13 protein-coding genes are annotated in these 15,098 nt (G+C 43.5%); 4 read left to right on the forward strand and 9 right to left on the reverse strand.

Annotated features, from left to right (window positions below):
• Positions 1–76: 76 nt before the first annotated feature.
• The 3 genes from QME20_RS18140 to QME20_RS18150 form a co-directional block, all read right to left on the reverse strand.
• Entirely contained in the window at positions 77–925 is an 849-nt protein-coding gene (locus QME20_RS18140) for a putative RNA methyltransferase (protein WP_281716370.1), read from the reverse strand.
• A gap of 136 nt (positions 926–1,061) precedes the next feature.
• On the reverse strand, positions 1,062–2,192 hold the full coding sequence (locus tag QME20_RS18145) for an enoyl-CoA hydratase/isomerase family protein (protein WP_281716371.1): 1,131 nt from the start codon (positions 2,190–2,192) through the stop codon (positions 1,062–1,064).
• Between the two features lie 59 nt (positions 2,193–2,251).
• Entirely contained in the window at positions 2,252–3,406 is a 1,155-nt protein-coding gene (locus tag QME20_RS18150; RefSeq protein WP_281716372.1) for an acyl-CoA dehydrogenase family protein, read from the reverse strand.
• Between the two features lie 259 nt (positions 3,407–3,665).
• Here QME20_RS18150 and QME20_RS18155 point away from each other — a divergent pair, with 259 nt between their 5' ends.
• Complete coding sequence (locus QME20_RS18155; RefSeq protein WP_348648764.1) at positions 3,666–5,249, forward strand: response regulator; 1,584 nt, start codon at positions 3,666–3,668, stop codon at positions 5,247–5,249.
• 145 nt (positions 5,250–5,394) lie between these two features.
• Here the strand turns inward: QME20_RS18155 and QME20_RS18160 are convergent, their stop codons facing one another.
• Positions 5,395–6,270 (reverse strand): NAD(P)-dependent oxidoreductase, encoded by an 876-nt coding sequence (locus QME20_RS18160; protein ID WP_039227754.1) that lies wholly within the window; start codon positions 6,268–6,270, stop codon positions 5,395–5,397.
• 88 nt (positions 6,271–6,358) lie between these two features.
• Between QME20_RS18160 and QME20_RS18165 the strand changes: the two genes are divergently transcribed.
• On the forward strand, positions 6,359–6,844 hold the full coding sequence (locus tag QME20_RS18165; protein ID WP_049586234.1) for a glutathione peroxidase: 486 nt from the start codon (positions 6,359–6,361) through the stop codon (positions 6,842–6,844).
• Between the two features lie 174 nt (positions 6,845–7,018).
• On the forward strand, positions 7,019–8,059 hold the full coding sequence (locus QME20_RS18170) for a 2-hydroxyacid dehydrogenase (RefSeq protein ID WP_049586233.1): 1,041 nt from the start codon (positions 7,019–7,021) through the stop codon (positions 8,057–8,059).
• A gap of 93 nt (positions 8,060–8,152) precedes the next feature.
• Here QME20_RS18170 and QME20_RS18175 read toward each other — a convergent pair whose 3' ends face one another.
• Positions 8,153–8,899, reverse strand: coding sequence for a methyltransferase (locus tag QME20_RS18175; RefSeq protein ID WP_281716374.1), 747 nt, complete (start codon positions 8,897–8,899; stop codon positions 8,153–8,155).
• Between the two features lie 15 nt (positions 8,900–8,914).
• A complete protein-coding gene (locus QME20_RS18180; RefSeq protein ID WP_281716375.1) occupies positions 8,915–9,676 on the reverse strand; it encodes a Nif3-like dinuclear metal center hexameric protein in 762 nt (253 codons plus the stop codon).
• Between the two features lie 230 nt (positions 9,677–9,906).
• On the opposite strand from QME20_RS18180, the gene QME20_RS18185 reads away from it, so the two are divergent.
• Positions 9,907–10,254 carry a hypothetical protein gene (locus QME20_RS18185; RefSeq protein ID WP_281716376.1) on the forward strand — a complete coding sequence of 116 codons (348 nt, stop codon included), beginning with the start codon at positions 9,907–9,909 and terminating at the stop codon, positions 10,252–10,254.
• Positions 10,255–10,429: 175 nt separating this feature from the next.
• Here QME20_RS18185 and QME20_RS18190 read toward each other — a convergent pair whose 3' ends face one another.
• The 3 genes from QME20_RS18190 to QME20_RS18200 form a co-directional block, all read right to left on the reverse strand.
• On the reverse strand, positions 10,430–11,053 hold the full coding sequence (locus QME20_RS18190) for a TetR/AcrR family transcriptional regulator (protein ID WP_014949468.1): 624 nt from the start codon (positions 11,051–11,053) through the stop codon (positions 10,430–10,432).
• Between the two features lie 101 nt (positions 11,054–11,154).
• Positions 11,155–12,201, reverse strand: coding sequence for a protease SohB (gene sohB, locus QME20_RS18195; RefSeq protein WP_039227763.1), 1,047 nt, complete (start codon positions 12,199–12,201; stop codon positions 11,155–11,157).
• A gap of 119 nt (positions 12,202–12,320) precedes the next feature.
• Complete coding sequence (locus tag QME20_RS18200; RefSeq protein ID WP_239241471.1) at positions 12,321–14,843, reverse strand: acylase; 2,523 nt, start codon at positions 14,841–14,843, stop codon at positions 12,321–12,323.
• Positions 14,844–15,098 lie beyond the last annotated feature (255 nt).

Below are 15,098 nucleotides of genomic sequence, written 5' to 3' on the forward strand. Positions count from 1 at the left end.
TATAGTTTTAGGCCATCTAGCTAGAGGTGTGGATGTCTACCCACCATTGAATCCGATAGGTAATCCACTTTAGATATTACTGTGGTGTTTTTTGCCATAGCTGAATATGGAAGTCTGCGGTTACGCTTTTCAACGTTTCAACAATCTCATCGATTTTGCCGTTTGGCAGTTTCCAGTAAAACGGCGTCATTTTGATAAGTGCCAGCGCATGTTCTTCGCTTTCGAAATGGATAGGAAAGGAAAAACACTCATTGTAAACCCGTGTAAGCCCATCTCGTTCTTGGTTGTCGATTTCATGCTGTCTTGGATTGTCGTACACCTGCTGTTTAAGCTCAAACAGGTGTTCAGGCGCTGGATCGACCGTCACCAAAAGGCCATTGTTTTTAAGAGCCCTCACATATTCTTCATTACTCCCAGGTGCGAAAACTTGAATCATCACGTCTTGCGAGTTACCGCTTAGGGGTAAATCGAAACTGCTAGCAACAACGAACTGTGCTTGTTTGTACGCTTTAGCTGCCAGCTCTACTGCGATTTTGGCGATATCGCTACCTGCTCCTTCAACCTTTAAACCACTCGCTGAAAGTCCTTGTACCATCGCATCCAAGTAACTCCCCTCACCACAACCCGCGTCATAAACCTTTATGGCATTCTTTGATGCTTCTTCATTGGCTGCCGTTTCATTTAGTACCTTTTCCACCAGCGTCACTAATTTATTTTTCAACGGCTTATAGGCATTTAATTGATGGAATTCCCTTCTGGCTCTCACCATTGCTTTGTCGTCACCCGGAAGTTTCGATTTTTTAAATTGAACAGGCAAAAGGTTAACGTAACCAGATTTCGCTTTATCGAAGGTATGGTTGTTTTCGCAGCGAATAGGCGTTGTATGTAATGAGATAGGGAGTTTACAAAGTGGGCAGTGCCACATGACAGGTTCTTTTTACTGAGAATTTGCCGTAAAGGATATCAAACCCGACGCCTTTACGGCAATAAGCGTAACAACATCACACGCCGAGTTAACACTAATATTAAGCGCTTTCGTGCTTATTTGGAGAACTTTTACACTACAGCTTTGCCAATGGATGTTGCTCTTCAGCCCATGGAGAAGTGAAGAAATGTGCTATTGCGCTTTGCGGCACTTCATCTACTGTTTTGTATTTCCACTGTGGTGACATGTCTTTATCAATCAAAAGCGCTCTTACACCCTCTTGGAACTCACCACTTTCTCCACATCGACAGGACATATCAGCTTCCATTCTAAAACAGTCAGCCAACGTCATATTCGCACCTTTCTTACATTGCTCGAACACCAAATGCATAGTGATAGGAGAACCTTTGGCTAAAGTGCTTTGCGCTCTCTGTAACCACTTATTCTTACTCATGTCTGCGTTAAGAATGGCATGAACTACGTCGGTAACATTGTCAGCCGAACACAAGTCATTAATAAGTGCCATATTCGGCTCAACGTTGCCATTGGGAAGTTCTTCAGGCGTTTTCATTGTGTCGATAATGTGCGAAACACTAAAAGCCAAACTTTCGCTGTCGGTCTTTTCCCACGTGTATTCTACAAAGGTATTAAGCAAAGTGTCTTTTTCGGTACTCGCCAGCAAACTGTCTGCAAGCCCTACAAAGCAAGCATCGGAGCCATTCATTTGGCCGCCTGTTAAACCTAGGAAGAGACCTGCTTTACCTGGTAAGCGAGGTAGAAAATAGCTTCCGCCTACGTCCGGGTACAATCCTATCGTAATTTCCGGCATAGCAAGACGAGAGGTTTCGGTTACTATTCGATGGCTTGCACCGCATAGAAGCCCCATGCCACCGCCCATAACAATTCCACTGCCCCATACAACAATGGGCTTACTGTAATTGTGAATGGTATAATCTAGCGTGTACTCAGTTTCGAAAAATGTTTCTAAGAAAGCTGGAATTTGCCCATTAGCTTCCACCATCGATTTGTACATAGACACTATGTCACCACCGGCGCAAAATGCCTTTTCGCCAGCAGCATCGATCACAACAGCTACGATATCGTTGCGAGACTGCCATCGCTGAAGCGCGTCAAGCATGATGACAGCCATTTCCAAATCCAATGCATTTAATGCCTTTGGCTTGTTAAGCGTTAAACGGCCTATTGTGTAGTCGTTGCTAGACGTCTTGATTTCATCAACAATGACAACCGATTCCACATCTGTCATTTTCACTCCTTCCCATAGTCCATTAAATCGTGCCCGAATTAGTTCGTTAGCGAAGTGTACTACAGTACACTTCTCTCATCTGACAGCAAACGTCTACCAATGATAACGCGCATAATTTCATTGGTGCCTTCCAATATTTGATGTACGCGAACATCTCTGAAGTGACGCTCCAACGGATATTCTTTGATATAACCGTACCCGCCGTGTAGCTGAAGGGCATCGTTACATACATTGAAGCCAACATCTGTCGAGAACCTTTTCGCCATAGCGCAATAGGTGGTTTTGTCTGGGTCGTTATTATCCAGCTTACAAGCCGCCATACGTACCATTTGTCTCGCTGCAACAAGTTCAGTAGCCATATCAGCTAATTTAAACTGTAATGCCTGGAAACCTGCAATAGGTTTACCAAACTGCTCACGTTCATTCATGTAGTCGCGCGCAACGTTTAGCGCCTGCTGTGCAGTTCCTACCGAGCAAGTTGCAATATTGATTCGGCCGCCATCAAGCCCTTGCATGGCCATTTTAAAGCCTTGTCCTTCCTCGCCAAGTAACCAACTAGCATCTAATTTCACGTTATCGAACGTGATCATACGAGTAGGCTGTGCATTCCACCCCATTTTTTCTTCGGCTTTACCGTACTCAATCCCGTCGGCATTAGCCGGAACCGCGAATGCAGATACGCCCTTAGGACCATCTTCCCCCGTACGCGCCATTACAACAAGAACATCCGTACTGCCAGCACCAGAGATAAACACCTTAGACCCGTTAAGGACATACCCACCGTCAGCTTTCGTCGCCTTTGTTTTTAGCGACGCTGCATCAGAACCAGCGCCAGGCTCGGTTAGGCAATATGATGCCAGCTTGTCACCGGTTACCAGTTGGTCACACCACATATCTTTAACTTCACTGGTGCCCCAAGTGGCAATCATCCACGTTGCCATGTTATGTATGGTTAACATAGCTGTAGTCGTGGTACATCCCATTGAAAGCTGCTCGAAGATTATGGAGGAATCGAGCCTGGATAAACCCAGCCCACCTGCACTCTCAGGCGCATACAATCCACAGAAGCCTAATTCACCCGCTTTCTTTATTGCTTCTACTGGGAAGTGATGTTCTCTATCCCACATAGCGGCGTTAGGTGCTAGCTCTTGCTGAGCGAATTGACGGGCGGTGTCTTCAAAGGCTAACTGGTCATCGGTTAATTCAAAATTCATTAGGCATACCCTCAATTGATTTGCTTTTGAACTACAATAACCAATACTTACCCCTTACGTAAACGTAAAGGTAAATTTTTATTTAAAAACATTGAGGGTTAACGTAAATATTTTGTGACGAGAAATGCTGTTTCTTTATAGACTCCAGCACGAAGCAGAAAAAAGTTATCCTTTTTAATAATGCACTTTTATCTCGCCGCTGATAAGCTAGGTTGATGTAAGTAAACCTTGTTTGGTCGCCGTGGAATTCAGAATAGCTATAGTAGAAGACAATGCTACTGCTCGGACTGCGCTTCGAGGACATTTAATGTCAATTGCTAACTTATCAGTAAGTAGCTTTGCATCTGGTGTAGAACTGAAAGCGGCACTTAAAAAGCAAAACTTTGAACTCCTGTTAATGGACTATCACCTAGGTCAAGGCAAAACAGGCGTGGAATGGATCCAGAGTTTAAGAGAGGCAGGCTTTATAAGACCTAGCACAGGCATTATTTTCTTAACGTCTGATCGCTCACCGCAAATTATTGGCCGTATAATAGATTTACAGCCAGACGTTTTGCTTATTAAGCCATACACCATCGCTTCACTAACCCGCCAAATTAACCATTACTTAAGTTATCGAGACTTTGTTAAAAACGTATTGCATGCGCTGGATAACAAACAACTTGACCGAGCAATTAGTGTCGTTAGAGCTAAGATCACCGAAGGCATTCCTCCTCGGCTTGTTGCTGAAATTAGAAAGCTTTATGCGCGTCTTCTTTTCGAGAATGGTGATTTACAACGAGCGTTGAGTATTTATGACGACGTGTTAACCCGCTCTGACAAAGTTCTTTGGGCACAATGGGGAAAAGTAAAGTGCCAGTACGCTTCGGGTCAATGGCCACATTGTAAAAGCCATTTGAGCCAAATGGTTAACTCTAGCTTGGCTCGCGACAAGGCATTTGAATGGCTTGCATCCATATCATTTGAACAAGACTCCTACGATCAAGTAGAAAAATACTTAAATGAAATTAAGTTTAGTGAATTAAGCCTACCAGCTGCAAAGTTAAAAACCATTGCCTATCAAAAGCAGGACAAGGTTGTAGAAGCCATCGATCTCTTACAGAAGAAACGGGCTATGCATCGCAGTGCAAAAGACAGGTTCAATGACTTTACGTTTGAACTCGCTGAGTTCTATTTGTTTCTTGCAGAAGAGTCGCCTGAAACCAATAGAAAAGAAAGCTTGTCTCAGGCTAGAAAATTAGTAGGCATTGCCGGAAGAAGTCAGGGCGACCCGCAGACTTTACAAAAAAGAGACTACCTTTTGGCTTTCTCGGCTGTGCTGGACGGCGACTTAGAAAAAGCAGCACATTTGCTTGAAAGCGACTACGTCGACAACTACCTTCGCACTGAGCCGTCTATCCTCGTTATTGCCGCAAAAGTACATCACGGTCTTGGAGATGAACGCAAAGCTGGTGAGTTACTCTTGATGGCTAAGCGTAAAAACGCGGAGTTACAAGCTATTTCAGAACAGGTTATGAATGACGAGCTGATTTTTTCGGGTGGAGAAAGGTTAGGTTTAAATCACGAACAGGCCATTTCTATAAACGAGGCCGGCACACAACTCTTTATCGAAGGATTATTCAACAAGGCAATGAGGCATTTTTATGATGCTTTCCAACTCTCCCCCGATACCGCAGCGTTTGGCTTAAACCTTCTTCAGTGCATGATTGAGTCAGACACAGGTGTTTACCGAAAATTTAACGTCAGACAGCTACTCGACAAGATAATGTTACTCCCCTTGAATGACGTTAACAAGGCCCGTTTGGAACAGCTTACGCTATCTGCTCAAGAACAGGCGCTGTAATGTTTATTTAGCAAATTACTAAAGCTACATCCATAACCTGCGTTATGGATAAACACGCACCGCTTCCAGAACGTCACTGTTTTTCGCTGTTTAGTACATTTTATTGTAAACCAGCGGGCCTTTTATTCTTGTTAGTCTGTTAGCGTTATTTTAGTCGGGTAAGCAAACTCGATGTATCCCAACGGCCGCCACCAAGCTTTTGAACATCTGCATAATATTGATCAACAAGTGCCGTAAGCGCCAAAGTCGAGCCGTTCTTACGCGCTTCATCCAATGCAATGCTTAAGTCTTTACGCATCCAATCAACAGCAAAACCAAAATCAAAGCTGTTATTTAGCATAGTGCTGGCTCTGTTTTCCATCTGCCACGACTGAGCTGCGCCTTTACTAATAACATCGACAACCGCATTACAATCAAGCCCAGCACGCTGGCCAAAATGTAGTGCTTCAGCCAAGCCTTGTACAATGCCGGCAATACAAATCTGATTCATCATTTTTGCTAGTTGACCGCTGCCACTCTTACCAAGTAGCTGACTGTGTCGTGCATAATGTGCCATTACCGGCTCAACCGTGCTGTATACGTCTTCATCGCCGCCCACCATAATGGTCAGCTGCCCATTCTCAGCCCCAGCCTGGCCACCAGAAACTGGTGCATCCAAGAAGCCAACTTGCTTATCTTGGCAGCTTTTATATAGTTCTCTGGCAATATCTGCTGATGCAGTCGTATGATCGACCAGCACACTGCCCGTCTTCATCACTGCTAACGCCTGTGTGCCCACATCTCTTACATCATTATCGTTACCCACACACATAAATACGATGTCAGCGCCTTCACACGCCTGCGCAACGGTATTGCTAGCACTGACTTTAGCGTCGCCAGTGTTATAGGTTGTTAGCCAATCCTGTGCCTTTTGAGAGGTACGATTATAAACAGTGACCGAATAGCCAGCTTTGCTCAAGTGCCCTGCCATAGGATAGCCCATTACACCCAAGCCCAAAAAACTCACTTTCAAATTACTCATACAAAATATACTCTAGATACTTAACAAAGATGGTTGGATTACCTAAGAGTAACAGACTTAACAACAACAAAAATATAGGAAAATAATTTTGGCGCTCTATGAACACGCTATTACGTTGAACAACGGTGAACAAACTACCCTTGAACAATACAAGGGTAAGGTATTACTCATTGTTAATACGGCAAGCAAATGTGGCTTTACTCCTCAATATGAAGGACTAGAGTCGCTCTATAAAAAATACAACGATAAGGGCTTTGAAATTTTAGGGTTTCCCTGCGATCAGTTCGGACATCAAGAGCCAGGTAGCGACGAAGATATTGCGCAATTTTGTAGCCTTAATTTTGGCGTTTCATTCCCATTATTTAAGAAAACAAATGTAAATGGTCCAGATGCCAATCCGCTCTTTGAGGAATTGAAAAGCGAAGCCCCCGGTCTTCTTGGCACAAAACGTATAAAATGGAACTTCACTAAGTTCTTAGTTAATGCTCAAGGCAAGGTGCTAAAACGTTATGCGCCTACTGTAAAACCAGAAGCCATTGAGAAAGACATCGCTAAGCTTTTATCAGCGAATTAGTACGCTTTGCAGTTTAGATAGCCGCCGGCATGGCGGCAGTGAACGAGCGTTTTGAAATATACCTAATGCGTTAGTGCTCAATACATCCCGCTAGATTTATTGATCTACATCTATGTAGTTTAAATGTGAATGTGGTAATTTTTTGCCGTCTAAGTGACTTAACTGGGTACTAAAATGAATACCTCTGCACGTAAAAAAGCGCACGATAACCTCAGCGACCAACAACACAAAAGCATCGCTTTTTTTAGTACTCGCTCTTATGAACACGCTCTGTTTTCTGAATTGCTGGAAACATTAAACGGTGCTAGTGACAAAACCATCAATGCCACATTTTTTGAACACCCACTGAACGCTTCAACCGCAGCGAGTTGCAGTGGATTCAGCGATGTTGTTGTGTTTGTAAATGACGACATTAATAGGAAAACCATTGAAGTTCTAAAACACTGTGGGGTTAAACATATTGCGCTTCGCTGCGCTGGCTTCAACAATGTTGATGTGGATGCAGCAGCAAAGGCAGGTATCACTGTAAGCCGCGTACCCGCTTATAGCCCTGAAACCGTGGCTGAACATACAATTGCGCTAATCCTTACGTTGAACCGAAAAACACATAAAGCATACAACCGAGTACGCGAAGGCAACTTCAATCTTGGAGGATTGATGGGCTTTACGCTTCACGGTAAAACCGTAGGGGTAATTGGCACAGGAAAGATTGGGCAAGCTGTTATTCGCATACTATTGGGGTTTGGATGTCATGTGCTTTGCTTCGATCCGCATCCAAATAGTGATGTAACCGCAATGGGAGCCCATTATGTAACGCTAAATGAACTACTTGAAAAAAGCGTTATCGTTACCCTGCACTGCCCGCTCAACGAACAGAGTCATCATATAATCAATGCTAAGAGTATTGATAAAATGCCTCAAGGCGTCATGCTAATTAATACGTCAAGAGGCGGGCTCGTCGATGACAATGCCATCATTAAAGGGCTTAAGTCGAAAAAAATTGGATATTTAGGGCTAGATGTCTACGAAAGAGAATCCGAACTGTTTTTTAACGATCATTCACAAGACATAATTCAGGATGATATTTTTCAGCGCTTAACTACGTTTCCGAACGTTTTAATAACGGGCCACCAAGGGTTCTTCACGCTCGAAGCCTTAGAGGAAATCGCAAAAATCACGGTCAATAATATTATGACGGGTGAGAACGCGCTCTAAGGCGTCACTACAACTATCTACGTATTAGCGCGCTCATAACCCTATGTAGTCCGCCACGTAAAAATCCAACAAACTCTTTTTTACTGGCTTTTTCTATTTCTCTTTTTCTAGAATCAGCTGAAAATATTTTCCTAACCAAAGGTAAGGCGCTTGCCTATGATACTGCCGCTCTAGCGCAAGTAAGTCATCAAATTTGCTGCTTTGATGGGTTATATCTCGCATGTAATCATGGAAACAACGAATGCCTGCTTTTTCGATAATTTTGAAACCCAATGATTCACAATGTTCAACCACGCGGGTTGCACTTAACGGCTGTTTTGGATTCAGTCTAACTTGCTTTTTAACTTTCATCCCTTTCGCGATGTAATCAAAATTGCCGTAGATAGCATTGGCAAACAAATTCGCATCTTGGTTGAAAAAGCTTAGGCTTAAACGGGCCCCTGGCTTCATGTTTTTATACATAAAGTCGATAGCATCAAAGGGCGCATCCAGCCACTCTAAAACCGCATGACAAATCACTAAATCAAAACTGTCTAAATCCTCAATCTGCTGCAAATATTGATGCCTAATTGTAATATTTGGTGCATCTGCAAGCAGTGTCTCAGCTTGTTTAAGTACATCCCTCGACGCGTCAGTTAACACAACAGAATGCCCTTTAGAAGCAATATGCGCTGTCATTACACCTGTCCCCCCGCCTATTTCAATAGCGCGAACAGGCGTGGTTAAATAAGGCTCGAGAACATCACATAATAAGGTGTGCCTGAGCTTTCCCTTAGTAGTGCCATATATATTGCTTGAGAATTTTTCTGCAATACCATCGAAGATACGATCGTTATTCATATACTACAGTCATCGCTAAGCAGGATTGTCAATATCAATAAACTCGACAGGCACGTCGAATTGCTGCCCAATGTGGTCTCCTAAGGATTTCACACCGTAGCGTTCAGTAGCATGATGACCAGCAGCAAAAAAAGTTATCCCCATTTCCCTTGCCGTGTGTACAGTTTGTTCAGACACTTCTCCGGTAATAAATGCATCGACGCCCAGTTCAACCGCTTGTTCGATGAACCCTTGTCCACCTCCCGTGCACCAAGCAAGCTTCGATATAGGTTTTGATACAGGCCCCTCAATCAGCACGTCTCTCCCTAGCAACTTCTGTAATTTAACCTGTAACGCTGATCCTTCAATTTCTTCTTCAAAATTTCCGTGCATAACAACGCCAACAGGCTTCACACCGCTCACCGCACTTATATTTTGAATGCCTAATAGCGATGCAAGTTGTCGGTTGTTGCCAAATTCAGGGTGTACATCCAGTGGAAGGTGATAAGCAAACAAATTGATATCATTTGACAGTAGCGCTTGAAGGCGGCGCTTTTTCATGCCCGCAATCACTTGTGACTCACCTTTCCAAAAATAACCATGGTGAACAATTAGCGCATCTGCCTTAGCTTCTATGGCGGCATCAACGAGTGCTTGTGACGCAGTTACACCGGTTACTATCTTCTCAATTTTACTTGCGCCCTCTACCTGTAATCCATTGGGGCAATAATCACTGATCTCGCTAACCCTTAACATTCCATCAAGATAATTTTGTAGTTCTAGGCGGGTAATAGACACAAGTCCTCCGGTTGAAAGTTAGACAAATTGTTCAAAAAACGTTATAAAAAGACGCGAACGTTTAGCATTATACCTGTAATTAGACAATTATGAGTGGTGAGTAGATCCAATTTTAGTTTTGCGACACTTGCTGGCTTGGTCGTTACGCTGGGCGATTTTTTCTCAGCGTTATAGCAATTACATACGTCGCATAGCGTTCGTCATCTTAACAAAATAAAGAGCAAAAAAGCATGGCAAACTTAGACAAAGACGAAGTGGTAGCAGCATTTACCGAAGCTTATAAAAAGGCGAACGGCAAAGCACCATCTATTGAGAGCAAAAGTGGTTGGTACAGTGTAGATGGCGGTAAGAACGTCCGTTTAGCACAGCTTCAAGAGATGACAGCGTCGTTAGCTTCTGGCTCTTCTGACGCCACGAGTGAAAGCGAAGAGAAAAAAGCGCCAAAGAAAGAGGCAAAAGCCGCAGCGAGACCAGCGAAGAAAAAGGCATCTTCATCCAAAAAGTCAGGATTTTCGGTAAAGGATTTCTGGGCAGAAAAGCTCAATGCAGAGGCGCCTGGCGCAACCCTTCCTCGATAATTTTGCATAACCTAATTTAATATCTAGTTTAGCTACTGGTTTAAAAACGCAATAAATGTCGCATACCGTAAGTGTCGTTGAGGCACTTATGTTATGTGACCCCTTCACTATTTATTATGAAATAATAATAGCTTACCACTCTTTCTCAGCTGAGTATTTAACGAGCGCGCTTGAATTATTTGCCTGCTAGCCCTTGGGCTACGAATGGAACTAGGTGCTGGATAACTTCTTTTATATCGACATGCTTGTGAAAGTCAGACTCAGCTATTTCTGTTAGCGCTTGGCTCGACGCCATTGAAAATACAAAACTTCCCATCGCAAAATGCAAGCGCCAGAATAGTTCTTCCTCAGGTAGATCAGGAAGACAACGCCTTATAGCGTCGACAAGTGCACGGATACAATCACCGTAATCATTCATTAAGAACTTACGTAAATGCCCCTGAGTTTCGTTGTAGCCACGTCCTAGCAACTTAACAAACGTAGAAGTCCCCTGCTCTGAAATGGTGTTGAGGTTAAGCATAGGAGGGATCAACGAATACAAGAGTTGCTCAACGCCCTTCGCACCTTCCATAGGTGTCAAAGACGCCAAGCAAGACTCTACCTGCGGCATTAGGTGATCAAAGTACCTTTTAAACACGGCTTGAATTAAATTCTTCTTACTGCCGAAGTGATAGTTCACCGACGCCAAATTCACTTCCGCTCTGGCAGTAATCTCGCGCATGGATGTTTGAGTAAACCCGCTTTGAGAAAATAAGTACTCTGCCGCATCTAATATATCGGTTTTAGTATGCCGTGCCATATTCTTTTTATTATCTTTTTGTAGGTTAAAAATTTAACGTACGTCTGTGTTAACAATCGTTTTATCGGTCCTGAATTATCAACACAGACAAATTGTCGCTATTAAAACCAGTGACGCGCTTTGCTCATTGATTTCATAAACACGCGCTCAACAACATTTGCTGCAGACATCCCCAGTTTCTCTGCTACATTTTTCTTCACAGCATACTTAACACTAAATATTTCGCGTGCGGGATAATGAGAAAGAATATAGTCATCTGAGGTTGTGATGTCGTCAATTAAGCCAAGCGACTTAGCTTTAATACCTGGCCAATACTCGCCTGTGGCGACTTTATCGATGTCCATATCTGGACGCTGGCTTTGAACGAAGTCTTTGAACAGTACATGAATCTCTTCAATTTCTTCTTTAAATTTCGCGCGGCCTTCATCGTTGTTCTCACCAAATACGGTTAGAGTACGCTTGAATTCACCAGCGGTGTGTTGTTCAAACTCAATATCATTTTTCTTCAATAGTTTATTGAAGTTAGGCAACTGAGCTAAAACGCCTATGCTGCCAATGTAAGCAAATTGAGACGCCAGTAATTTATCTGCAACACAAGCCATCATGTAACCACCGCTTGCCGCCACTTTATCTACCGCAATCGTTAGTTTAAGACCCTTTTCCTTAATACGCTGAAGTTGAGACGCTGCAAGTCCATAGCCGTGTACAACACCCCCACCACTTTCAAGTCGAACCAAGACTTCGTCTTCTTTATTCGCTACACATAAGATAGCGGTAATTTCTTCTCGTAAGTGCTCCACTTCATTGGCGTCCATCGAACCTTTAAAGTCGATGACATAAAGACGGGACTTCTCAGACTCTTCGCCCTGTTCTGTGATTTTGGCTTTGTTTTTTGCTTTATTTTTAGCTTTCGCTTCTTTTTTCTGTTCCTTGGCTAATTTCTTTAACGCATTTTTATCTAACAGAACCTGTTTCGCGTAATTTGTAATGTCTTTCAACTGCTCAGAAATAGACACGATTTCAAGTTGCCCTTTCCCATGCTTTTGCTTACTCGCTAAGCCAACAATGGTAGATACAACCACAATAAAAGCGATAACTAGCGTTACTGCCTTGGCAACAAACAAACCGTACTCGTACAAAAACTCCAAACTTTACTCCTAGTAAAATAAACGGGTAAGCGTCGTTGTTTACCCACAACGTAAATAGCGGCCTTGCTTTGTGAAAAGCAACGCCGCTTTGCTAATTACGTTATAATACCAGTCTCATCTTATTCTGACGATAGGGTAACTTGCTCTATCTTGTTAGCCTCTATCTCCTCGTCAGTAAAGAAGATATCTCTTAGCGTAGGCTGCGTAGAATAAAGCTGAGTTTGGTCTAAGAAGTGTTCACTGCCATACTTGCGAGATTGTGAGTAGGTCAGAATACCCCGTCCCTTGGGGCCTTCATCAGTGAAGTTAATAACCATAGCCCAACTGGTGCCATAGTTAATATGGTAGCCTTCAGCTTCTGCACTCATTATGGTGTTACTATTCACAGGCTCGTAGTTATGACGTGGAAGCAACGTACCGTTCCTGTTGCTTATAACGTCAAACACGTTAAAGCCACCTTCAATATTGTGTGCACCAGCCCATGGTAGTTTGATACCAGACGCCGTGCCATCTGGCAGGCTTCGCTCAACAAACTGAACGTCCCCTAGCGGCGCGTCAAATGCGACACCAGCTTGCTCAATCACTTGAGTTACTCTTGCCAATTGTTCAAGAGTAACGTCATTTTGCAACAAGCCAGAAGGCGTAGTGACTGGTGATTCTAGTGAAAACGGCGTTTCCCACTGTGGCGCTTGGTTAAACTGGAATGCAAACTCTCTAAACACGTGTGCACCAGTACTTGTAAGGTTCATGGTGCCATCCCAATCCTCCAACGCAGCACAGGCTTGTGAAACATCAACGCTAGTTCCGTCTACATCTACAGGTGTTGAACCTTGCGCGGCGCATAGCGAAAGCAATGAAGGCAAAATATTCTCTGCTAAATAACTTCTGTTATTAAACAGTAAGCCTTCCACTTCATCTGGCGTAAAGGTTCCGTCACTTCCCGCTTCGTTTTCAATAAACTGTTGACCCATTCTTGAACGTAGTGTTTGTTGATATTCCACGCTACCAAATAGCGGATTGCTTACAACAATTGGTGAGTTTAAATTCGTTAACCAATAGCTGTCGTTCGAGTTTTGAACTGAATCCGTGCCCTCGTACTTAGGCGCTTCTTCGTATGGAACGGGTCCTTCGAAATCAAACTGCGAAATGTTACCCGGTAATACGGTAAAGCCGGCAGCTGCTTTAGTTTGAATAAGTAACGGGTTAGTCGTTAGTTGCTCAATTGCGGTTTCGGTTAGATTCGGCACGGTTGAATCGTCAATGTAGAAGACTTGACCATCATCAGAGGCAGCCATTGTATTATTGAAAATAACACCGTCGTAATCTTTAAACGCCTGCTTAAACTCGTCCATGGATGTCGCCATATTCATGGCAAGCCAATGGTCTACAATATCAAAGTTAGGCAGGTTTGCGTCTTTGATGGCAAAGGCATTATTACCATTCCAATCAAAGTTACCAGGCACTTCAATCATTGGACCGTAGTTGGTGTAATACGCGGTCTTATTAAGCTTAATGGTTTGCCCTCCACCCACTGCGACATCAATTTGAAGTGGCTTTTCATAGATGGTGCGTCTGTTGCCATCAACCATATGGGTAAGGCCAGATTCATCATTTTCGTCGAGGGTCAGCTGATACACAACAAAATGTTCAGCCGTCGAGAAGGTGTGTGTCCATGCAACGTTTTCGTTAAATCCGATATTTACTGCACCAGGCAATCCCATCAACGAGCCACCTGTTACATTCAAGTGTCCGGGTACTTGAGCATGGAAATTCCAAAAGCGTAGGTTTCCTGTGTGAGGAAAATGCGGATTGCCTAAAACCATACCTTTGCCATTGGTCGTTTTATCGCTGCCTAACCCCCAACCATTAGAGCCCATTTCTTGAGGATTTTTTTCAGGCAGACCTACCGTTGGTGAAATCTTAAAGGTAGAAGCAACGTCACTTGAGGACGTAGCTGGAGTAGGTAGATAACTCTCACCTTCAGGCGCTGCAATAAACATAGGTCCTAAGAAATTAGCGGCCCCAGGTAATAGCGCCACGCCTAATGAGTACGTTAATAGATCCACACTATCAATTTCAGTGACCCATGGTTGGCCAGCACAGCTTTGATCTTGTTCTTCTACAGGAGTTTCAGCTAAGTACCGGTTGTATCCAGCAGTGTAGCCTTGAAACATTGCACGTGAATTAGCAGACAACCGAGGTAAGTTCTCTTCTGCTAACTCTCTAATACCTAGAGTAAGAAAACCGAAATCGTTAATAAGGTGCTCTGAATCACCGCTACCAGGTACAGTATCTGGACCAAAATACTTAGCTCTCTCAGAGTTATACTTCACAATCTGGTCGGCCAGTACGCAAAGGTTATCGCGTGCAAACGCATAACCCACACCGTAAGCCATACTTTCTAGGTTATCGGCTTTCACATGCGGAACGCCATAGGTGGTCCAGGTAACATCCGCGGACAGTGTACCGTCAGGAGAAAATGCTGGAATTGGTGCTGGTGTTGGTTCGGGTGTCGTAGGCGTTGTGGGCGCTGGTTGTTCTACATTAGAAAAGTCGTTATCGTTATCGCCGCACGCACCGAGAAGTGCAGTGAGTGATAACGCAATAAGCGTCCGTTTAGCGTTAAAGGTGTTGTCAATCATCTCAAATGTTCCCTAATGATAAATGAAAAAGGTCAACCACTCTTACCGCACGCGTCTTCAAAGCGGTGTTAATTACAGCATAAGTAAAACTGATCCGACCTGAATTCACACTACATTAACAAATGAAAACATTCAAACAACATTATAATTTTTCTACAAAAAAGCCGGCAATAACGCCTAATGCCAGTCAGTTAAGCTGACTGGCATTTTTCTTTGTGGGGTATTTAGTCGGTCTTTTCCTCACTACTCTGGGGT

Source organism: Alteromonas sp. CyTr2 (assembly GCF_947311905.1).
Classification (GTDB): domain Bacteria; phylum Pseudomonadota; class Gammaproteobacteria; order Enterobacterales; family Alteromonadaceae; genus Alteromonas; species Alteromonas macleodii.